The organism is Finegoldia sp. P3-F-LR (assembly GCF_052932165.1).
On the sequence record NZ_JBRFJE010000009.1, the window covers coordinates 35,322 to 55,947 of the forward strand.

Genomic DNA, 20,626 nt, shown 5'->3' on the forward strand with positions numbered 1-20,626 from the left:
TTATGTTAAAAGGAAGAGATTTTTTAACTTTAAAAGATTTCACTAAAGAAGAAATCGAACATTTACTAAATGTAAGTGCTGCATTAAAAGAAAAGAAAAGAATGGGTATTGTAGGAGAAACTTTAAAGGGCAAAAACATTGTTTTGTTATTTGAAAAAACTTCTACTAGAACAAGATGTTCATTTGAAACAGCTTGCCACGATGAAGGTGGTAATGTAACATTCTTAGGTATGAATGATAGCCAATTTGGTAAGAAAGAATCTGTAAGAGACTCTGCTTTAGTATTATCAAGATTCTACGATGGTATCGAATTTAGAGGATTTGACCATGCAACTGTAGAAGAATTAGCAAAATATTCTTCAGTTCCAGTTTGGAATGGTTTAACTGATATTTATCATCCAACACAAATCTTAGCAGACTTTTTAACTGTAAAAGAAAACATCCACAAAAACTTAGACCAAGTTAAATTCGTTTATGTTGGTGATGGTAGAAACAACATGGCAAACTCTTTAATGATTGGAGCTGCTAAATTAGGTATGGAATTTGTAAATCTTGCACCAAAAGAATTACATCCATCAAACGAAATGATGAACTCTATCCAAGAAATTGCCAAAGAATCTGGTGCTAAAATCACAGTTACAGATGATTTCAATAGCCTAAAAGGTGCAGATGTAATCTACACTGACGTTTGGGTATCAATGGGTGAAGAAGCTCAATTCGAAGAAAGAATCAACTTGCTTAAAGATTACCAAGTAGATATGAAGAAAATCGAAATGACTGAAAATCCTAACGTAATTTTCTTACACTGCTTACCATCTTTCCACAACTTAGAAACTAAAGTTGGTCGTGAAATCCACGAAAAATTTGGCTTGTCAGAAATGGAAGTAACTGATGAAGTATTCTACAGCAAATATTCAAAAGTATTTGATGAAGCTGAAAACAGAATGCACACTATCAAAGCAGTTATGGTAGAAACAATCGGCAATAAATAAATTTTAGATTTTTGAGAGATAGCTTTTGGGTTATCTCTCATTTTTTATTGCAAAATATTGCAAAATTCTAAAATCTTTGATAAAATATCTTGTCATCGTCAATAGTTACGATTTGTCAAAAAACGTATATTATAACGAATTTTTGATATTATATAAGTAATGATACGAATGAGAGGTGAAATATGAAAAGTTTTTACAATAGAATATTGGATTACACTACAGATCAAAAATTTATTCTGTTGACCGCTATTGCAATGTTTATGCCGTTTTATATCGGAATCGGCGTTTTGATAGTGGATATGTTTTATTTTGTGTATCAAAATAAATTCAAGGAAATTTTTGACAAGACTAATCTGTCTGTGTTTGGATTGATCTTCGCTGTTTATTCATTAGTAGTTAGCATTGTGTTCAACAATACTTATGGAATACTTGCGACAGTCGGAATGTTTGTGCTTTTCGTATTTGTGCTCTTTATCAGGAAAAATATGACAGAACAATTTATGGAAGACTGTATGATAATTATAATGTTGTTTGCATCGTTTTGTTTTTTGATAACATTGACTCAGTATTCGATAATTTTGAAGAACAATTCATTCAACTACGCTCAATTTATGAAATACATCAGTGAGAATAGAACTACTGTTGGAACATTCTTTTTCAATGCAAATTATTATGCTATGGTTTGTTCTTTGGTTGGGATAATCAGTGCGTACAAATATTTTTCGACAGAATCATTTGAAAGATTATTTTCTCTTGTGGTTGGGGTTTTAAGCGTTTTAACTTTATTAATCACAGATTCAAGAGGAGCGATGTTTGCTAGTTTCATATCGGTGTTTGCTCTTACGATTATGATGAAAAAAAGAAAGTATACTATTGCGATTATTTCTTTATTTGTACTTGCTTTTGTTGGAATTGTTGCAGCTGGAAGAATGGATTTGATTCCAAGAATAGACAAAATTGGTTTTGATATGGGACTTAGAAAATCTATTTGGATTAGTGCTATTGAAGCTTTCAAGAAGAATTTTGTAATAGGAGTTGGCCCACTAGGAATACACAATATTTACGCTACAATAAGAAATCGTGCAATTCTTCATTCGCACAATTTGTATTTGGATATTTTGGTTAATTTTGGATTGATAGGAGCAGGATTGTTGGTTCCAATTATCTGTCAATTGTTCAAAGAAATCAAAAGCTTGTATTCAAAAAAATACACTAAAATGATTGTTGCAATGATAATTATGGTTATGATTCACAGTATGGTGGATGTTACAATATTTTGGACACAAACTTCGTTCATATTTTTAACATTTGTGGTAGGAGTTGGTGAATTATCAACTGTTCCAGTTACAGAATTAAGTTTGTTTAAGAATAAGAAATCTTTTAATACAAAAAATATTTACGAAAAATAAAACAAAAACTTCAAGATAGTTGGTAAAATTTGCCGACTATCTTTTTTACTTTAAAAAAAACCCAATATCAATTATAATAGTAAATAAGGAGGATTTTGAATGAGTTTTAAATTCTGTTCGTTATCTAGCGGTTCAAGTGGAAATAGCGAATATATAGAGACAGAACACTCCAAAATTTTAATCGACGCAGGTTTTAGTGGTAAAACTATTGAAAACCTACTTAAATATATAAACGTAGACCCAAGTAAATTAGATGCAATCTTTGTGACTCATGAACACGCAGACCACATTAAAGGAATTGGCGTGTTGAGTAGAAGATACGATTTGCCAATTATCGCAAATACTGAAACTTGGTATGCAATGGATAACAAAATTGGAAAAATAAATGATAAGAATATTTACGTCTTCGAAAATAATAGACACATTAATTTCAAAGATTTGGATATTTTACCGATTAAAACTAGTCACGATAGCGCAAATAGTTGTGGTTATGTGATTAGCAAGGACGACAAGAAAATTTCTTTAGTTACTGATACTGGAATTATCGAAGATAGCGTGTATGAAGAAATTAAAGATTCGAATCTTTTTTTTATTGAAGCAAATCATGATGTCGATATGCTAAAGTACGGAAGCTATCCTCCAGCGTTAAAACAAAGAATATTGTCAGATCACGGACATTTGTCCAATGATTCCTGCGCGTATTTATTGGGAGATATTTTAAGAGGTAATCATGAAGTGGTTCAATTGGCACATTTGAGTAAGGAGAACAATACTCCAAGAAAAGCGCTAAGTACTGTTGAAGATTATTTGAGGAGTTTAGGACTTGATGTTGGAGAGGCTGCGACAGTAGAAGTAGCTGAAAGATATAGCCCTAGTAACATAGTAGATTTAGAAAAAATGGAGATATATGCAAAGAACTGTACAAGAAGTTGAAAGAGCAATTATAAAAAAATATAGAAAACACATTTGGTCGAAGTTTATAAAGGCCATAAAAGAATATGATTTAATTCAAGACGGAGACAAAATAGCTGTGTGTATGAGTGGTGGCAAGGATAGTTTACTTCTTGCGAAATTATTCCAAGAACTTCAAAAACACGGAATGAATAATTTTGATCTTGAATTTATAGCGATGAATCCAGGATATAGCGAAGAAAATACTAGACTTGAGAAGGAAAATTTTGAAAAACTTAACATTCCATATCACATGTATGATACCGATGTATTTAGTGTTAGCGAGAAAATTTCATCTAACAATCCGTGCTACATGTGTGCGAGAATGAGAAGAGGTGCGCTTTATTCCAAAGCAAAAGAACTTGGTTGCAATAAAATGGCATTGGGACATCATTTTGATGATGTAATTGAAACAATTTTATTGAATGTTTTGTGTTCTGGAAATTATAAAACTATGATGCCAAAGCTTCACTCTAATAACTTTGAAGGAATTGAACTTATCAGACCGATGTATTTGATTAGAGAAGAATCTGTAAAAAGTTGGTTGAATTACTCAGGATTAAAAGCATTAGATTGTGCTTGTTCTGTAACTAAGAAAACAGAAGGATCTATGAGAAAACAAATCAAACTATTGATTGCAGAATTGTCGGATAGAGGATTTACTAATGTAGAAAATTCTATATTTAAATCCAGTGAAAATGTTGATGTATCTAGAATTCTTGGGTATGAATATAATGGAGAAAAGTATAACTTTTTGGATACTTACGGTGAAAATGATTTATAATTGTTAATTTATAGGAGGAAATATGGGAACAGAACCAATTAAAATCCAAGAAAATTTATATTACTTGGGTGTAAATGACAGACAAACAGAATATTTTGAAAACATGTGGCCATTGCCTTATGGAGTAGCTTACAATTCTTACTTACTTACAGGAGAAAAAACTTGCTTGTTGGACACTGTAAAAGTTAGCAAAAGTGATGAATTTGTAGATAGCGTTAAAGCTATTTTAAAAGATAGAGAATTAGATTATTTGGTAATTCATCACATAGAACCAGATCATTCAGGTTCAATTCCACAAATTTTAGACCTTTATCCAGATTTAAAAATCGTAGGAAACAAGAAAACAAGATCTATGTTAAATGATTATTTTGAAATTGATTCTGACCATTTTATCGAAGTTGGAGAAGGTGACGAATTAGATTTAGGAGATAGAAAACTAACATTCTATTTAACAGCAATGGTTCACTGGCCAGAATCAATGGTTAGTTACGATTCTGAAAATAAAATTTTATTCTCACAAGATATTTTCGGTGGATTTGGAACTAATGACGGAGCAATATTTGATGACGAATTAGATTACGAAGTTAGAAGAACAGAATTCAGAAGATATTATACAAATATCGTTGGAAAATATTCTCAAATGGCTGTACGTGCTATTAATAAATTATCTTCACTTGAAATCAAAACAATTTGTCCTGTTCATGGTTGTATTTGGAGAAAACAACCTTCAAAAATCGTTGAAGATTATACAAAATGGGCAACTTATGAAGTAAATGAAGGAGTTGTAATAGCTTATGCATCAATGTATGGAAATACAGAATTGATGGCAGATCAATTAGCTAGATACTTAGCTGCTGAAGGTGTTAGAAACATCGAAGTATTTGATGTAAGTAAAACTCACGAATCATATATACTTTCTAATTGCTGGGAAAAGAAATCATTAGTATTAGGTTCTTGCACATATAACAACACTGTATATCCAGTGATGAGCAATTTATTGAACGTATTGAAAATGCAAAAATTAAAAAATCATGTAGTTTCTGTATTTGGATCTTATGGATGGAGCGGTGGCGCTGTCAAAAATCTAAAACAATTTGTTGAAGAAGGAAAATTCGAAACAACAGAAACTGTTGTAGAAGCTAAAGGTCGTATGAAAGATGAAGACGATCAAGGTCTAAGACAAATGGCAAAAGAAATTGCAGCGAAAATTAAATAATAAACTTCAGAGCCAATCATTAATTTGATTGGTTCTATTTTTTTATTTGAAAAATGTGTTAAATTAATAATAATTATCAAAAAAATAAAAAAAAGAGTTTTTTAGTGTTATTATTGAATAAAGTTGGGTATAAATAGCTTAGTGGTTATTAGGATAATAGCTAATAAATAAATTTGGAGGTAATGATTATGGCTACAGATGTAGAAATTGCTCAAAAAGCGAAATTAGAAAAAATCAGTGTTATCGCTGAAAAAATGGGATTAACAGAAGAAGATTACGAACAATATGGTAGATATAAGGCAAAATTAGATTTAAATCTTTTTGAAAAAAACAAAGACAAAAAAGATGGTAAATTAATTTTGATGACAAGTATTAACCCAACTCCAACAGGAGAAGGTAAAACAACTATGAATGTTGGTTTGGCAATGGGACTTAATAAAATAGGCAAAAATGCTATCTCAGTTTTAAGAGAACCATCATTAGGACCAAACTTTGGTATGAAAGGTGGAGCAGCTGGTGGTGGATATGCACAAGTAGTTCCAATGGATGAAATCAACATGCACTTCACAGGTGACTTCCACGCAATCACTACTGCAAACAACTTAATTTGCGCAATGATGGATAACCACATTCACCAAGGTAATGCGTTAAACATCGATCCAAAACAAATCTTAATTAAAAGATGTATGGACATGAATGAACGTGAATTAAGAGATATAATCATTGGCGTTGGCTCAAAAGGTAACGGAGTTATGCGTCAAGATGGTTTCGAAATAACTGTTGCAAGTGAAATCATGGCTATTTTATGTCTTGCAAAAGATTTGAAAGACTTAAAAGAAAGAGTTGGAAACATTCTTATAGCTTTTGACAAAGAAGGTAAACCAGTTTACGCAAAAGACGTTAAAGCTGATGGTGCTGTAGCATTAATCATGAAAGAAGCTATCAAGCCAAACTTAGTTCAAACATTAGAACATACTCCAGCAATTATTCATGGTGGACCATTTGCCAACATTGCACACGGATGTAACTCTGTAATAGCTACAAAATTAGGATTAAAGCTTGGAGATTATGTTGTTACAGAAGCAGGTTTCGGTGCTGACTTAGGAGCAGAAAAATTCTTCGATATCAAATGTAGAAACGACTTACATCCAAATATGGTATGTATCGTAGCTACAATCAAAGCATTAAAACATCACGGGGAAGCAGAAGATTACAAAGTTGAAAATGTAGAAGCTTTAGAAAAAGGATATGCTAACCTTAAACGTCATATCGAAAACATGAAGAAATACAAAGTTCCAGTAGTAGTAGCAATCAATAGATTCGCAAATGATACTGATGCTGAAATTAAGAAATTAACTGAATTGGTTGAAGCAGACGGAACAAGAGCTATTTTCTGTGATGTATGGGCTAAAGGTGGCGAAGGTGCAAAAGAATTAGCAGAATACGTTGTTGAAAATACAAAAGAAGAAAACGAATTTGAATTCTTATATGACCTTGAATTACCAATCAAAGAAAAAATCGAAAAGATTGCAAAAGAAATCTACAGAGCTGACGGCGTAGAATTTAGTGCAAAAGCTAAGAAGAAATTAAAACAAATCAAAGAATTAGGATTAGACAATTATCCAGTATGTATGGCTAAGACTCAATACTCATTCTCTGATAATAAAAAATTAATCGGAGCTCCAACTGGATTTACAATCACAGTAAGTGATTTCAAAATCTCAAGAGGCGCTGGATTTGTTGTTGCACTATTAGGTTCTGTAATGACAATGCCAGGTTTACCAAAAGTACCTTCAGCAGAAAACTGCGATGTTTTAGATGATGGTACAGTTGTAGGATTATTCTAGAAAAAAATTAAAGCCTGAATTTGTGTAAATTTATTATGATTTATAAAAATTTTCTATAAATTCAGGCTTATTTATTATCAGAATTAATAAATTTTGTTACAAATACTAATAACTTTTATGGTACAATAGTTATGAAAAGGATTATAAGTAAAAGGAGATGCTTATGAGTACAAAAAAAACTCCTCTATATGAGGAACACAAAAAATTAGGTGGAAAAGTTGTTGACTTCGCTGGTTTTTACTTACCAGTTGATTATGAAGGATTGCAACAAGAACACGAAGCAGTAAGAAACAACGTTGGTTTATTTGATGTAAGCCACATGGGTGAATTTACTGTTAAAGGCAAAGACGCTTTAAAATTCATCAACTATGTTTGCACTAATGATTACACTAAATGTGCAGATGGTCAAATCCAATATTCTTTATTATTACATGAAGATGGTGGAATGGTTGATGACTTATTAGTTTACAAAAACAACGATGAAGACTTTTTAATGGTTCCTAACGCAGCCAACACTGAAAAAGACTTTAAACATATCTCTAAATATGTAGATAAGTTCGACGTTGAACTTAAAAACATAAGCGACTCTGTTGCAGAAATCGCTATTCAAGGTCCTAAGGCTGAAGAATTATTACAAAGATTAGTTGAATTTGATCTTTCAAAAATTGAATACTATCATTTTGTAAAAGACATTAAATACAAAGAATATGATGTATTAATTTCTAGAACTGGTTATACTGGTGAAGATGGATTCGAAGTTTATGCAACTGCAGAAGCAATTGTAGACTTATGGAATGAATTATTAGAAAAAGGAAAAGACTTAGGTGTTAAGCCTTGTGGTCTTGGATGTAGAGATACATTGAGATTTGAAGCAGCAATGCCTTTATATGGAAATGAACTTGCAGATGAAGTATCTCCATTAGAAGTTGGCTTGAAATTTGCAGTTAAAATGGACAAAGACGACTTCGTTGGTAAAGCTAAAACTCAAGAAAAAGTTGATGCTGGAATCGACAAGAAACTTATTGGTATCGAAATGCAAAGCAAACGTATTGCAAGACAAGGTGCTGAAGTTCAAAAAGATGGTAAAACTATCGGTAAAGTAACTACAGGATACCTTTCACCAACATTGGGCGTATGTTTAGCAAATGCATTTGTAGATAAATCAGCTGTAGCATTAGGTGATGAAGTTGATGTTGTTATCAGAAATAAACCAGCTAAAGCAACAGTTGTTAAAAGAAAATTTTTGGATAGAAAATAGGGGGAAAAGAAAATGGCAGAAGTAGCAAAAGATTTATTTTACACAAAAGATCATGAATGGATTAAAGTAGACGGAGACGTTTATGAAATTGGTCTTGCAGATTATGCACAAGACAGTTTAGGAGACATCGTATACGTTGAATTACCAGATGTTGATGATGAAATTGATGCAGAAGAATCTGTAGCAAGTGTTGAATCTGTAAAAGCAGCATCAGAAGTTTACACTCCATTTGCTTGTACAATTGTAGAAGCTAATGAAGAATTAGATGATGAACCAGGTAACATCAATAAAGCTCCATACGAAAGCTGGATTGCTAAGGTTAAATTCGAAGACTTCGATGAATCTAAATTAATGACTGCTGATGAATACGAAAAATTCTTAGGAGAATTATAATGTATCCATACATCTCAATTACTGATCAAGAAATTGAGGAAATGCTAAAAACAATTGGCATTTCCTCTACTGATGAACTATATTCAGATATTCCTGAAAATGTTCAATTCAAAGGAGAACTTAACATACCAAAAGCAAAAAGTGAAGTTGAAGTTAGAAGATATTTCGACGAAATTTTTGCTAAGAACACATCTACTGACGATAAGGTTTGTTTCTTAGGTGGTGGAGCTTATGATAGATACGTTCCTTCTGTTATTCCAGCAATGGCAAGCAGAAGTGAATTCTACACTTCATATACACCATACCAACCAGAAATAAGCCAAGGTACTCTTTCCTATATTTTTGAATATCAAACAATGATGGCTAACCTTACTGGTATGCCAATATCAAACGCTTCTTTATACGATGGTGGAACAGCTATCACAGAAGCAGCTTTGATGACTATCCAAAAGTCCAAAAAATCAAAAATTCTATGCGCTAATACAGTTAGTCCTTCAGCAAAAGAAATATTGTTGACTTATTGTCACGATAGAAAAGTTGAAGTAGAATTTATCCCAATGAAAGATTTACTAACAGATATGGACGAATTGGAAAAAATGATGACTGACGAAGTAGGTACAGTTATCGTTCAATCTCCAAACTATTACGGATATATCGAAGATGTTAAAAAATATGAAGAGTTAACTCACTCTATCAAGAAAAACTACTTGATAATGTCAGCAGATCCTATGAGTTTAGGTTTGTTGAAGAAACCATCTGAATATAATGTTGACGTTGTTGTAGGTGAAGCTCAACAATTCGGAGTTAACTTACAATATGGTGGACCTTATTTAGGATATATGTGCTTTACTGATGAATTTGTTAGAAAATTCCCTGGCCGTGTAGTAGGACAAACTACTGACGAAGACGGTAAGAGATCATTTGTTTTAACACTTTCAGCAAGAGAACAACACATTAAACGTGATAGAGCAACTTCAAATATCTGTTCAAACCAAGGTGTTAACTTACTTGCAGCAAGTATTTATTTATCACTTTTAGGTAAAACTGGTATTAAAGAAGTAGCAACTCAATCATTACAAAAAGCTCACTATCTATTTGAAGAATTGAAGAAAATAGACAAAGTTAAAGTTCTTAGTGAAAAACCATTCTTTGATGAATTCACTATCGGTTTTGACAAAGACACTGAAGAAGTTAAGAAAGCATTATTTGATAAAGGATTCTTAGCTGGAATTAGCATTAAAGAAGCTACAGATGGATGTGGCAATGGTTTAATTATTGCTGTAACAGAAAAGAGAACAAAAGAAGAAATAGACAATTTTGTAGCAGCAGTTAAGGAGGTATTATAATATGGCTTATAACAAGTTAATATTTGAATTATCACAACCAGGTAGAACTGGATATAAACTTCCTGAATTAGACGTAGAAGAAAAAGATAACTTAATTCCTGAAGAATTTTTATCAAATGAAGAATTAGATTTACCAGAAGTTAGTGAAGTTGACGTAGTTCGTCACTATACTAATCTTTCAACTCTAAACTTCGGCGTAGATACAGGTATGTATCCATTAGGATCTTGTACAATGAAGTACAACCCTAAAATAAATGAAGAAATCATAGCAAACCCAAAACTTGCTCGTCTTCACCCAAAACAAGATGACTATCAAGTTCAAGGTGCATTGGAAGCAATGTATACTTTACAAAAATCACTATGCGAAATCTCTGCAATGGATTATATGACATTACAACCAGCAGCAGGTGCTCATGGTGAAATCACTGCTATTACAATCTTCAAAAAATACCACGAAGTTAATGGTAATTCTGAAAAGAATGAAATCATAGTTCCAGACTCAGCTCACGGTACTAACCCTGCAACAGCTGCAATGGCAGGATACAAAGTAGTAGAAGTTAAATCAAACGCAAATGGTGTAGTAGACGTTGAAGATTTAAGAAAAGTTGTAAACGAAAAAACAGCTGGTTTGATGTTAACTAACCCTAATACTTTAGGTTTATTTGAAACTAAAATCAAAGAAATAGCTGAAATAGTTCATGAAGCTGGCGGATTACTATACTATGATGGAGCAAATGCTAACGCTATTTTAGGACATGCTAGACCAGGGGACATGGGATTCGATGCAATCCACTTCAATGTTCACAAAACATTCTCTACACCACACGGTGGTGGAGGTCCAGGTGCAGGTCCTGTAGGTGTTAAGAAATTCTTAAGAGATTATTTACCAAAACCAATCGTTGAAAAAGACGGAGATAGATATTTCTTAGATTATAGCATGGAACATTCTATTGGTAGAATGAAAGACTTCCAAGGTCACTTCGGAATTTTAATGAGAGCATTGACTTATATCCTAACTATGGGTAGTGACGGATTGAAATGTGCATCTACTACAGCAGTATTAAATGCAAACTATCTACAAGCTCAATTAAAAGACGATTACAACTTACCACATGACTTCATCTGTAAACACGAATTCGTATTAGGCGGATTAAAGGATGATTGCGATGGTCAAGTTAAGACATTGGATGTAGCTAAGAGACTGTTAGACATGGGATTCCATCCACCAACAGTATACTTCCCATTAATCGTTCATGAAGCATTAATGGTAGAACCTACTGAAACTGAACCAAAACAAACTCTTGACGAATTCGTAGCTGCAATGAAACAAATTGCACAAGAAGCAAGAGAAAACAAAGATATATTATTAGAAGCTCCTATTACAACTGTTGTTAGAAGACCTGATGAAACAGAAGCTGCTAAGAAGTTAATATTGACTTACAAAAAAGGAGAATAATGACTAAAGATATCATTATTATCGGCGCTGGACCTGGTGGCTATGAAACAGCCATCAGGGCATGCCAGCTCGGTTTAAATGTAACTTTAATCGAAAAAGCTGAAGTAGGTGGTACATGCTTGAACAGAGGATGTATACCTACTAAAACTTTATGGAAAATTGCTGATTTGTACAAAGAAATTAAAGAATCAGAAACTTTTGGAATTGAAGTTAATGACCATAAATTATTAGCCGATAAAATTAAACAAAGGAAAACGGAAATTATCGAAAGACTTAGAAGTGGTGTTGAATACCTTTTCAAAACTTACGATAATTTAACTTTTATTAGAGGAGAAGCTAGCTTTAAAGATAATAAAACAGTTGTTGTGAAGACTTTAGAAGGAGAAACTAAAGAACTTACAGCTGATAAAATTATCATAGCTACTGGATCCAAAGACTATAAGCCAACAAATATTGAAGGCATTGACCACCCTAAAGTTTTGACATCAACTGGACTTTTGGAATTAGAAGAAATTCCAAAATCAATGGTTGTTATCGGAACTGGCGTAATAGGAATGGAATTTGCATCAATCTATTCACAATTTGGAACAGAAGTTACTGTAGTTGGTAACAAACTGTTGAAAACTGAAGATGGCGAAATCCAAAAACGTCTAAAATCAATCTTGAAAAGCGATACTTTGAAGTTTGTAACAGGAGTATATGCTAAAAAAATTGTTGAAGAAGACGGTAGGCTTAAAATCATTAGTCAAAAAGTTGGCAAAGATAAATTCGAAGAAACTTATGCAGATTACGTTCTTGTAGCAAGTGGAAGAAGCAGCAATATAGATAATCTTGGACTTGAAAACACAGATATTAAAACTGAAAAGAACGCTATTGTTGTGGATGAAAATCTTCAAACAAATGTCGAAGGAATTTACTCCATCGGAGATTGCGTTTACAAGAATACGCAACTAGCACACGTTGCAAGTAATCAAGGTAAAAATCTTGTAAGAGTATTTTCTGGAAAAGAAAAAAATATCAACATGGATATAGTTCCGGCAGTTGTGTTTACTGTTCCTGAAATTGCATCTGTAGGATTAACTGAAGAAAAAGCAAAAGAACAAAACATCGATTATGTAACAAGCAAATTTATGTATCAAGCTAACGGTAAGGCATTGAGTTTGAATGCTACTGAAGGTTTTGTAAAAATAGTTGCTACAAAAGATTTATCTAAGATTTTAGGTTGCCACATAATTGGTCACGATGCATCCACGTTAATTCACTTCGCAGCAATTGCTATGAACAATAATGTTGGAGTTGAAGGTTTATCAGCAATGATTTACGCTCACCCAACTATTAGTGAAGTGTTCATGGATTCTGTTGAACAATTAGAAGGTTTATCTATCAATACGCCAAACCCTAACAAATAAATCAAATCCTCGTATTTAATTTCCAAGAGAAATTAATACGGGGATTTTTTAATGTTTACAAAAAGTCAAATATAAAGTTTGATTTTTCGTAAACTTTAGCGACGTTTTACTCACAGTTCAAACACATTTGCTTGATAAAGTATAAGTATAAAATATGGAGGTGTAGATATGGACAGAGACCCATACTCTGATTACAACGATTATATAAGAAAAAGAAGAGACGGCTTGAGCGAAAGAAAAGTCGAAAATATGATAAAAGAAGAAATAGCAAAGAATAAACCCAAAATTGGTTGGTTAAAAGCACTCACAATATTTTTATTAATTTATTCTTTGGTTATGAGCTATTTCGTAGCAAAAAATATGACTGGTATTACTGAGACTATTAACAAAAATGGTCAAGTCGAAAGTAGTACTATTTCTATAAAAAACAATAGTGTGTCCACAGAAAATGCCGTAGCCAAGAAATCTTTGGACTCTGTAGTTGGTATAACAACTGTAGGTGTTCAAGAAAATATGTTTTTCCAAGGCAGAGTTGTAGAAGGTGTTGGAAGTGGTGTTGTTGTTAGTCAAGATGGATATATCCTTACTAACGCACACGTTGTACAAGATGGTAAGGCAGAAAAAATCGAAGTGCTACTTACAAATGGCAAGAAATCATCTGCAAAATTATTGTGGTATGACACAACGCTGGATCTTGCAGTAATTAAAACTGATATGACTGGATTAAAACCAGTTGAAATGGGAGATAGCGACAAAGTTCAAATAGGAGACAAGGCGATTGCTATTGGTAATCCATTGGGATTGGATTTGCAATCAACATTGACTAGTGGTTATATTTCAGGAAAAGATAGAACAATCACTTTACAAAATGGTCTACAAATGGATGGTTTGATGCAAACAGATGCTGCTATAAACTCAGGAAATAGTGGTGGTGGACTTTTCGACCAAGAAGGAAAACTAATTGGTATAAACACTGCAAAAGCTTCAGCAGAAGGAATCGGATTTACTATTCCTATTAACGTAGCCAAAACTATAGTAGACAATATAGTTTCTGGGGGCTCTTTTGAAGGAGTTAAGTTGGGAATTAGTGGAGTTGATGTAAAAACATTTCAACAAGCTACTGGTCAAAAATTATCTATAGACAAGGGAATTTATGTAGTGGAAGTTGTCAGAGAATCTTCTGCACAAAAAGCTGGAGTAACTAGAGGAGATATAATTACAAAAGTTAACGGTAAAGAAATCAATACGATGAGTTCTTTGAAGAAGGCATTGCTTGAAGTTAGACCACAACAAAAAGGCAAGATAACTGTCTATAGAGATGGCAATACGAAAGATTTGGATATTGAGTTTAGTACTTTACAACAAAAATAAGGTATCACGTTTTTTCCTTCCTTAATTTGCGTGAGATTTGAAATATATAAATTTGAAAGCGATAGTGAGAACTATCGCTTTTAAATTAGCAAAAACAAATAAATTCTTAAAAAACGCCTAAAAAATCTAAATTTTTCGCTGTAGCTATTTACACAATGAATTAATTAGTATAAAATATGGGAGTGTTGAGGAGGAGAAAGATTTGAAGCAAATTTATTCTGTAAAAATGATTTTGAAATACAAGACAGATGTGTCTATATATGAAGAAGATATTGTTCTTATAGAAATGGAAAGCATTGATGAATTAAAAGACAAATGTTTGGAATATGTAGATTTAATTCAAGAGGATTTGAACGATCATGAATTCGTAGAATTACATGAGATTGTGAATTGGAATTTAGCAAGCGAAAAGTTCGATAGTTCTATGAATTTCAAGGAAGTTTATTCGGAATTTATAGACGAAGACGAAATTGCGTAGTAAAATAGTAGGTTTTTGTTTGAAGGCTTAACTATTTTGCTTTTTTCGTGTATAATATAGTAGGACATAAGGATCTCTTATATATATATTTATTACATAACTGTAAGGAGGTTATTATGTCAAAAAATTTATTAACTATTAAAGACTTATCCGCAAGGGTAGGAGATAAAGAAATATTAAAAAACATAAATTTAAATATAAACTATGGTGAAGTTCACGTTATTATGGGACCAAATGGTTCTGGTAAATCAACTTTAGCCAATGTTATTTTGAACAATCCACAATATGAAACTACTTCAGGTGATATTTTACTTGATGGTGAAAGTATTATGGATTTATCAACAGATAAAAGAGCCAAAAAAGGTATTTTTATGTCTTTCCAAAATCCAATGGAAGTTTCAGGCATTAGTGTAGAAAACTTCATCAGATCTGCCAAAATAGCAAAAACTGATGAAAATATAGGATTCTTAGAATTCAGAGAAGAACTGGAAGATAATATGGATATACTTGAGTTTGATCATGGATATTCTTCCAGATATTTGAATGTCGGTTTTTCCGGTGGTGAAAAAAAGAAGAACGAAATTCTACAAATGTTAATGCTACAACCAAAACTAGCAATCCTTGATGAAACAGATTCTGGTCTTGATGTTGATGCTGTTAGAACTGTATCAAAAGGTGTAAAGGAATTCTTACATGACAATAATTCAGTTATTGTAATCACACATCACAAGGAAATCTTAAAAGAAATTAAGCCAGATTTCGTTCATGTAATCATGGATGGCACTATTGTAAAAGAAGGTTCTAGCGAACTTTTAGATCAAATTGAAGAAAAAGGATTCAATTGGATTAGAGAAGAGGTGAAATAATGGCACCTAAAAAGAAGACTCAAGTCGATGAAATGGATAGAGGTATCTATGACATCAAGAATAAATTTACTTTTAGAAGAAAAACTGAAGAGGGCTTGACTCCTGAAATTGTAAGACAGATTTCAGAAGAAAAAAATGAACCTCAATGGATGCTCGAAAAAAGATTGGAAGCTCTTGAAATATTTTACAATTCAGAAGATCCTGAATGGGGGCCGGATTTGAGTGCCGTTGATATGAATAAGGTCACAACATACATTAGACCTGATGCAGACAGATCAAGCGACTGGAACGAAGTTCCTGATGAAATCAGAGATACTTTTGATAAGTTAGGTATCCAAGAAGCTGAAAAAGAAATGATGCTTAGCGGTGTTGGTGCACAATACGATAGTGAGGTTGTGTATCACAACATTCAACAATCTTTGGTAGACCAAGGGGTTATTTATACAGATTTTGATACGGCTCTTAGAGAACATGAAGATATTGTTAAACAATATTTTGCAAAATCAATCACACCAAGATTGCACAAATACGCAGCACTTCACTATGCAGTGTGGTCAGGTGGATCATTTGTATATGTTCCAAAAGGAGTAGATGTTAAAATCCCACTTCAAAGTTATTTCAGATTGAATGCTCCAGGAGCAGGTCAATTCGAACATACAATGATTATCGTAGAAGATGACAGTTATTGTCACTTCATTGAAGGTTGCTCAGCTCCAAAATATAACGCGTTAAATGTACACGCTGGTGCAGTTGAAATCTTCGTTGGAGAAAATGCTACTCTTAGATTTTCAACAATCGAAAACTGGTCACGAAATATGTACAACTTAAACTCGAAAAGAGCAATCATTGAAAAAAATGGTAAGGTTGAATGGGTTTCTGGTTCATTTGGATCAGCGGTATCCATGCTTTATCCATCAAGTGTCTTAAAGGGAGAAGGTGCAAGCAGTGAATACACTGGTATTTCATTTGCAGGACGTGACCAAAACTTAGACACAGGTGCTGTTATGATTCACGCAGCCCCCCACACAACAAGCTATGTAAACAGCAAGTCTATCTCTAAATCAGGTGGAATCAGTGTTTACAGAGGTTTAGTAGACATAAAAGAAAATGCTTACGATTCAAAATCATCAGTAAGTTGTGAATCGTTAATGTTAGATAATGAAAGTAGATCAGATACAATTCCAGTTGTTAAAATAGGAAATAAACATGTCGATTTGGGACATGAAGCATCTATCGGTAGAATAGATGATCAAGTTATTTTCTATTTGATGACAAGAGGTATTCCAGAAGAAGAAGCAAAATCAATGGTAGTTCGTGGATTTGCGGAACCAATAGCTAAGGAATTACCTATGGAATATGCGGTTGAGATGAATAATTTAATTAATCTTGAATTAGAAGGAAGCATAGGATAGGAGTTGTATATGGAACAAATTAAAGGCAATAAACTGGGATTTAAAACTTTCAAATATTTGAAGGTTAACGATACAGAAATCAATCTTCCAGATATAGATATAAAAGAATACAGAATAGACTCTGATCCAGTAGAATCATTAGACAACAAAGATTTTGGCGTGTGTCAAGAAGCTTTGAATATGAACGAAAAATCAGGCAATCTATTCAAAAAATATAAGACAGAAGAAAATCAAGTAAAAGATTTCGGAATTATCGATTTGGTAACTGACAGAGAATATGATATTTTGTTGGATACTCACAAAATTGTAGCCGAAAAAAACTCAAGCTTACGAGTTGTACTTGATTATAGAGACAATGACGACAATAAGAAATTCAGAAGTTCAGTAATAGAAATCAATGCTAAAGAAAACAGCAATGTTGAAGTTTTTGTAATTCAAACAGAAAAACACACAACAGCATTGGAATCATTGATTTTGAACTTAGATGAAGAAAGTAATGTAATTCTTAGCCAATACGAATTAGGAAGCAAGGACAATTATGTCAATACTAAAGCTAATTTGAATGGCAAACATTCTAACTTGGATATCAACAGTATTTACTTCACACATGGAGATAATTCATTGAATATGCTTTATGAAATCAATCATTTCGGCAAAGAATCCAAATCTTCATGTATCGTAAATGGTGCATTAAAAGAATCATCTTATAAAAACTTCAAGTCAACTCTTGATTTCAAAAAAGGATCCATGGGATCCACAGGAACTGAAGAAGAATACGCAGTATTGTTATCAGATGATGTGAAAAACTTGTCCGTTCCAATACTTTTAGCAGGAGAAGACGATGTAATAGGAAATCACGCAGCAAGTGCAGGTAAGATAGATGCTGATATGCTATTTTATATAATGAATCGTGCTATATCCAGAGATGTAGCTGAAAGTATGATAGTTGAATCCAAATTTAGCGAATCATTAAGCAGATTAGATGACGAAAACTTGGAAAACAAACTACTTTCATTCATCAGAGAAAAAATGGCAAAGAGGGAATTGGATGTTAGATAAAAAACAAGTAGAAGATATAAGAAAGGACTTTTTGTATTTGGATAAAGAATACAAAAATCCGATAGTTTATTTGGACAATGCAGCTACCAGCCAAAAACCGATTCAAGTCATAGATAGCGTAAGTGAATTTTACAAGTATGAAAATGCAAATCCTCACAGAGGAGCACACACATTGAGCGTTTTATCTACAGATGTTTACGAATCTGGAAGAGAAAAAATCGCAAAATTCATAAATGCAGCAGATTCTTCAGAAGTAGTGTTCACTAGAAACACTACTGAATCTTTGAATTTATTAGCTTATTCGTACGGCTATAATAATTTAAAAGAAGACGATGAAATAGTCATATCAATAATGGAACACCACAGTAATTTAGTAACTTGGCAAGAAGTGTGCAAGAAAACTAAGGCTAAGCTAAAATACTTGTATGTTGACAAAGAAAATATGCAATTGGATTTTGAAGAATTCAAGAAAACAATCACTGAAAAAACGAAAATTTTCTCAATAACACAAGCATCAAACGTAGTGGGAACTATGCCTGAAGTTGAAAAAATGATAAAATACGTCAAATCAGTTAACAAAGATTGTATATGTATCGTGGATTCTGCACAATATATTCCACATAACAAAGTTGATGTACAACAATTAGGTTGTGATTTCTTAGTATTTTCAGGTCACAAAATGCTTAGCATAATGGGAGTTGGAATACTTTATGGAAAGAAAGAATTATTGAACAACTTAAAGCCTTTCTTGTATGGTGGAGATATGATTGAATATGTGTTTGAAGATAAATCATCGTACTTGGATGCTCCAGGAAGATTTGAAGCAGGAACACAAGATGTAGGAGCGGTAAAATCGTTAATAGCAGCGATTGATTACATCGAAAAAATCGGAATAGAAAATATTAGAGATTATGAAAAAGCATTAATGGATTATGCTTATGACAAAATCAAACAAAAATCCGACATCATTGATGTATACACAACAAGTGACACTCATAGATCACCAGTTTTAGATTTTAACTTCAAAGAAGCTCACCCACATGATGTTGCAAGTATTATGGATAGTTACGGAATTGCAATTAGAAGTGGGCACCATTGTGCACAACCACTTCACAGATATTTGAAGACAAATTTCTCATGCAGAGCAAGCTTTGCATTCTATAATACATTTGAAGAAGTTGACTTTTTCATTGAACATCTTGAAGACGTAAGGAGATTGATGAGAATTGGAACTAGGTAGTTTATATACAGAATTAATATTGGAAAAAAGCAGGGATAAATCAAACAGACGTGAATTGGAACATCCGACTCATTGTGAGTTGGGACACAATCCAAGCTGTGGAGATGAAATCACATTGCAACTAAAAGTTCAAGACGATACAATTGAAGACATTGCATACACTGGAATGGGATGTGCTATATCACAAGCATCCACATCTATAATGTGCGATGTAATCAAAGGAAAATCAGTAAGTGAAGCAATAGATTTGTGCAACAAATTCATATCCATGATAAAAGGAGAAATCACTGACAGAAAAGAACTAAAAGTTCTGAAAGATGCAGTGTGCTTTCAAAGTATATCCACATTACCAGCAAGAGTAAAATGTGCAGTTCTTTCATGGTATACATTAAAAGATATGCTTGAAAACGACAAATCAGAAGGTTCATTTATTCCTGATTAATAGAAAATAAAATAGATAATAAATTTTTAACTGGTGAAACGTGTGTTTCATCAGTTTTTTTATTAAACTAAAAAAGAGATAGCTCACAATGAGTTATCTCTTAATTTAAATAATCAATTATTAGAAAGCTTTGAATCTTTCAACTTTATCTTTGTCGATTCCATGTTTTTCATTATAAGTCATTTTTGTTGTACTAATCATGAATGGAACTCCATCGATTTTACGAGCTTCTAAGAAGTTTACAACTTTTGTGTAATCTCCTGAATTTTTTCCACCTTTTTTCATTATTTTCATAATTGAATATGGGTGTTCTGGTTCTTTGATTGTGATTAGTGAAGAATTTGGTTTATCGAATGCTTTTTGAACGATATCTTCGAATTCTTCAGTGTCGATACCAGGAATTAAATAGTATTCAGCATCTTCGTCCATGCTTTCTAATCCTTTAACTTGAACTGATTTGAATTGTTTCTTAGCAATTCCCATCATAATAGCTAATAATTGTCTGATTCCTGTTGATCTATGTCCTGAAATAATAATATTTTCGTGGTTTTCAATTGCTTTTTCGATGAATTCTGCTTGTTGTTCATCTAAAAACTCTGAATCCACAAATCTTTTTATCATTGGGTGCATAAAAATCCTCCTTATGTTTGATTTAATAACAATAATATTCTATCACATATTCAATAAAATATCATAC

Annotated in this window: 19 protein-coding genes; 18 read left to right on the forward strand and 1 reads right to left on the reverse strand. The window is 32.6% G+C overall.

Annotated elements, in window-relative coordinates; genetic code table 11:
• Positions 1-2 precede the first annotated feature (2 nt).
• From argF to sufU, 18 genes are all read left to right on the forward strand, one after another.
• Positions 3-992, forward strand: a complete 990-nt coding sequence (gene argF / locus ACU68U_RS04880; protein ID WP_154271948.1) for an ornithine carbamoyltransferase — start codon at positions 3-5, stop codon at positions 990-992.
• A 182-nt stretch (positions 993-1,174) separates the two neighbouring features.
• Positions 1,175-2,401, forward strand: coding sequence for an O-antigen ligase family protein (locus ACU68U_RS04885; RefSeq protein ID WP_446762846.1), 1,227 nt, complete (start codon positions 1,175-1,177; stop codon positions 2,399-2,401).
• 99 nt (positions 2,402-2,500) lie between these two features.
• Entirely contained in the window at positions 2,501-3,334 is an 834-nt protein-coding gene (locus tag ACU68U_RS04890; protein WP_154272987.1) for an MBL fold metallo-hydrolase, read from the forward strand.
• Complete coding sequence (locus ACU68U_RS04895) at positions 3,309-4,136, forward strand: tRNA 2-thiocytidine biosynthesis TtcA family protein (RefSeq protein WP_094203397.1); 828 nt, start codon at positions 3,309-3,311, stop codon at positions 4,134-4,136. Before ACU68U_RS04890 ends, ACU68U_RS04895 begins: the two co-directional genes overlap by 26 nt.
• A gap of 22 nt (positions 4,137-4,158) precedes the next feature.
• On the forward strand, positions 4,159-5,352 hold the full coding sequence (locus tag ACU68U_RS04900) for an FprA family A-type flavoprotein (RefSeq protein ID WP_412970191.1): 1,194 nt from the start codon (positions 4,159-4,161) through the stop codon (positions 5,350-5,352).
• Positions 5,353-5,534: 182 nt separating this feature from the next.
• Positions 5,535-7,199 (forward strand): formate--tetrahydrofolate ligase, encoded by a 1,665-nt coding sequence (locus tag ACU68U_RS04905; protein WP_256369395.1) that lies wholly within the window; start codon positions 5,535-5,537, stop codon positions 7,197-7,199.
• Positions 7,200-7,356: 157 nt separating this feature from the next.
• Complete coding sequence (gene gcvT / locus ACU68U_RS04910) at positions 7,357-8,457, forward strand: glycine cleavage system aminomethyltransferase GcvT (RefSeq protein WP_094224482.1); 1,101 nt, start codon at positions 7,357-7,359, stop codon at positions 8,455-8,457.
• Between the two features lie 12 nt (positions 8,458-8,469).
• The gene (gcvH, locus tag ACU68U_RS04915; protein WP_094224483.1) at positions 8,470-8,850 is read left to right on the forward strand and encodes a glycine cleavage system protein GcvH; all 381 of its coding nucleotides are present in this window, start codon (positions 8,470-8,472) and stop codon (positions 8,848-8,850) included.
• Positions 8,850-10,196, forward strand: a complete 1,347-nt coding sequence (gene gcvPA, locus ACU68U_RS04920) for an aminomethyl-transferring glycine dehydrogenase subunit GcvPA (protein WP_446762847.1) — start codon at positions 8,850-8,852, stop codon at positions 10,194-10,196. The genes gcvH and gcvPA overlap by 1 nt, the downstream gene beginning before the upstream one ends.
• Before the next feature lies 1 nt (position 10,197).
• A complete protein-coding gene (gene gcvPB, locus ACU68U_RS04925; RefSeq protein WP_156849827.1) occupies positions 10,198-11,652 on the forward strand; it encodes an aminomethyl-transferring glycine dehydrogenase subunit GcvPB in 1,455 nt (484 codons plus the stop codon).
• Positions 11,652-13,061, forward strand: coding sequence for a dihydrolipoyl dehydrogenase (gene lpdA / locus ACU68U_RS04930; protein ID WP_304115425.1), 1,410 nt, complete (start codon positions 11,652-11,654; stop codon positions 13,059-13,061). Before gcvPB ends, lpdA begins: the two co-directional genes overlap by 1 nt.
• Positions 13,062-13,229: 168 nt before the next feature.
• A complete protein-coding gene (locus ACU68U_RS04935; RefSeq protein ID WP_446762848.1) occupies positions 13,230-14,432 on the forward strand; it encodes a S1C family serine protease in 1,203 nt (400 codons plus the stop codon).
• 202 nt (positions 14,433-14,634) lie between these two features.
• Complete coding sequence (locus ACU68U_RS04940) at positions 14,635-14,910, forward strand: hypothetical protein (protein ID WP_002835400.1); 276 nt, start codon at positions 14,635-14,637, stop codon at positions 14,908-14,910.
• 116 nt (positions 14,911-15,026) lie between these two features.
• Positions 15,027-15,776, forward strand: a complete 750-nt coding sequence (gene sufC, locus ACU68U_RS04945) for a Fe-S cluster assembly ATPase SufC (RefSeq protein WP_002835399.1) — start codon at positions 15,027-15,029, stop codon at positions 15,774-15,776.
• A complete protein-coding gene (gene sufB, locus ACU68U_RS04950) occupies positions 15,776-17,188 on the forward strand; it encodes a Fe-S cluster assembly protein SufB (protein WP_446762849.1) in 1,413 nt (470 codons plus the stop codon). Before sufC ends, sufB begins: the two co-directional genes overlap by 1 nt.
• A 9-nt stretch (positions 17,189-17,197) precedes the next feature.
• Complete coding sequence (locus tag ACU68U_RS04955) at positions 17,198-18,247, forward strand: SufB/SufD family protein (protein ID WP_446762850.1); 1,050 nt, start codon at positions 17,198-17,200, stop codon at positions 18,245-18,247.
• Entirely contained in the window at positions 18,237-19,487 is a 1,251-nt protein-coding gene (locus ACU68U_RS04960) for a SufS family cysteine desulfurase (RefSeq protein WP_278730765.1), read from the forward strand. Before ACU68U_RS04955 ends, ACU68U_RS04960 begins: the two co-directional genes overlap by 11 nt.
• Positions 19,474-19,929, forward strand: a complete 456-nt coding sequence (gene sufU, locus ACU68U_RS04965; protein ID WP_002835395.1) for a Fe-S cluster assembly sulfur transfer protein SufU — start codon at positions 19,474-19,476, stop codon at positions 19,927-19,929. The genes ACU68U_RS04960 and sufU overlap by 14 nt, the downstream gene beginning before the upstream one ends.
• 120 nt (positions 19,930-20,049) lie before the next feature.
• On the opposite strand, the gene ACU68U_RS04970 is transcribed toward sufU, so the two are convergent.
• A complete protein-coding gene (locus ACU68U_RS04970) occupies positions 20,050-20,550 on the reverse strand; it encodes a hypothetical protein (RefSeq protein ID WP_227905520.1) in 501 nt (166 codons plus the stop codon).
• Positions 20,551-20,626 lie beyond the last annotated feature (76 nt).

Excerpts from the sequence above, each read along its gene's own strand:
- argF (WP_154271948.1), top strand. The coding sequence starts at position 3 with ATGTTAAAAGGAAGAGATTTTTTAACTTTAAAAGATTTCACTAAAGAA.
- ACU68U_RS04885 (WP_446762846.1), top strand. The coding sequence starts at position 1,175 with ATGAAAAGTTTTTACAATAGAATATTGGATTACACTACAGATCAAAAA.
- ACU68U_RS04890 (WP_154272987.1), top strand. The coding sequence starts at position 2,501 with ATGAGTTTTAAATTCTGTTCGTTATCTAGCGGTTCAAGTGGAAATAGC.
- ACU68U_RS04895 (WP_094203397.1), top strand. The coding sequence starts at position 3,309 with ATGCAAAGAACTGTACAAGAAGTTGAAAGAGCAATTATAAAAAAATAT.
- ACU68U_RS04900 (WP_412970191.1), top strand. The coding sequence starts at position 4,159 with ATGGGAACAGAACCAATTAAAATCCAAGAAAATTTATATTACTTGGGT.
- ACU68U_RS04905 (WP_256369395.1), top strand. The coding sequence starts at position 5,535 with ATGATTATGGCTACAGATGTAGAAATTGCTCAAAAAGCGAAATTAGAA.
- gcvT (WP_094224482.1), top strand. The coding sequence starts at position 7,357 with ATGCTTATGAGTACAAAAAAAACTCCTCTATATGAGGAACACAAAAAA.
- gcvH (WP_094224483.1), top strand. The coding sequence starts at position 8,470 with ATGGCAGAAGTAGCAAAAGATTTATTTTACACAAAAGATCATGAATGG.
- gcvPA (WP_446762847.1), top strand. The coding sequence starts at position 8,850 with ATGTATCCATACATCTCAATTACTGATCAAGAAATTGAGGAAATGCTA.
- gcvPB (WP_156849827.1), top strand. The coding sequence starts at position 10,198 with ATGGCTTATAACAAGTTAATATTTGAATTATCACAACCAGGTAGAACT.
- lpdA (WP_304115425.1), top strand. The coding sequence starts at position 11,652 with ATGACTAAAGATATCATTATTATCGGCGCTGGACCTGGTGGCTATGAA.
- ACU68U_RS04935 (WP_446762848.1), top strand. The coding sequence starts at position 13,230 with ATGGACAGAGACCCATACTCTGATTACAACGATTATATAAGAAAAAGA.
- sufC (WP_002835399.1), top strand. The coding sequence starts at position 15,027 with ATGTCAAAAAATTTATTAACTATTAAAGACTTATCCGCAAGGGTAGGA.
- sufB (WP_446762849.1), top strand. The coding sequence starts at position 15,776 with ATGGCACCTAAAAAGAAGACTCAAGTCGATGAAATGGATAGAGGTATC.
- ACU68U_RS04955 (WP_446762850.1), top strand. The coding sequence starts at position 17,198 with ATGGAACAAATTAAAGGCAATAAACTGGGATTTAAAACTTTCAAATAT.
- ACU68U_RS04960 (WP_278730765.1), top strand. The coding sequence starts at position 18,237 with ATGTTAGATAAAAAACAAGTAGAAGATATAAGAAAGGACTTTTTGTAT.
- ACU68U_RS04970 (WP_227905520.1), bottom strand. The coding sequence starts at position 20,550 with ATGATAAAAAGATTTGTGGATTCAGAGTTTTTAGATGAACAACAAGCA.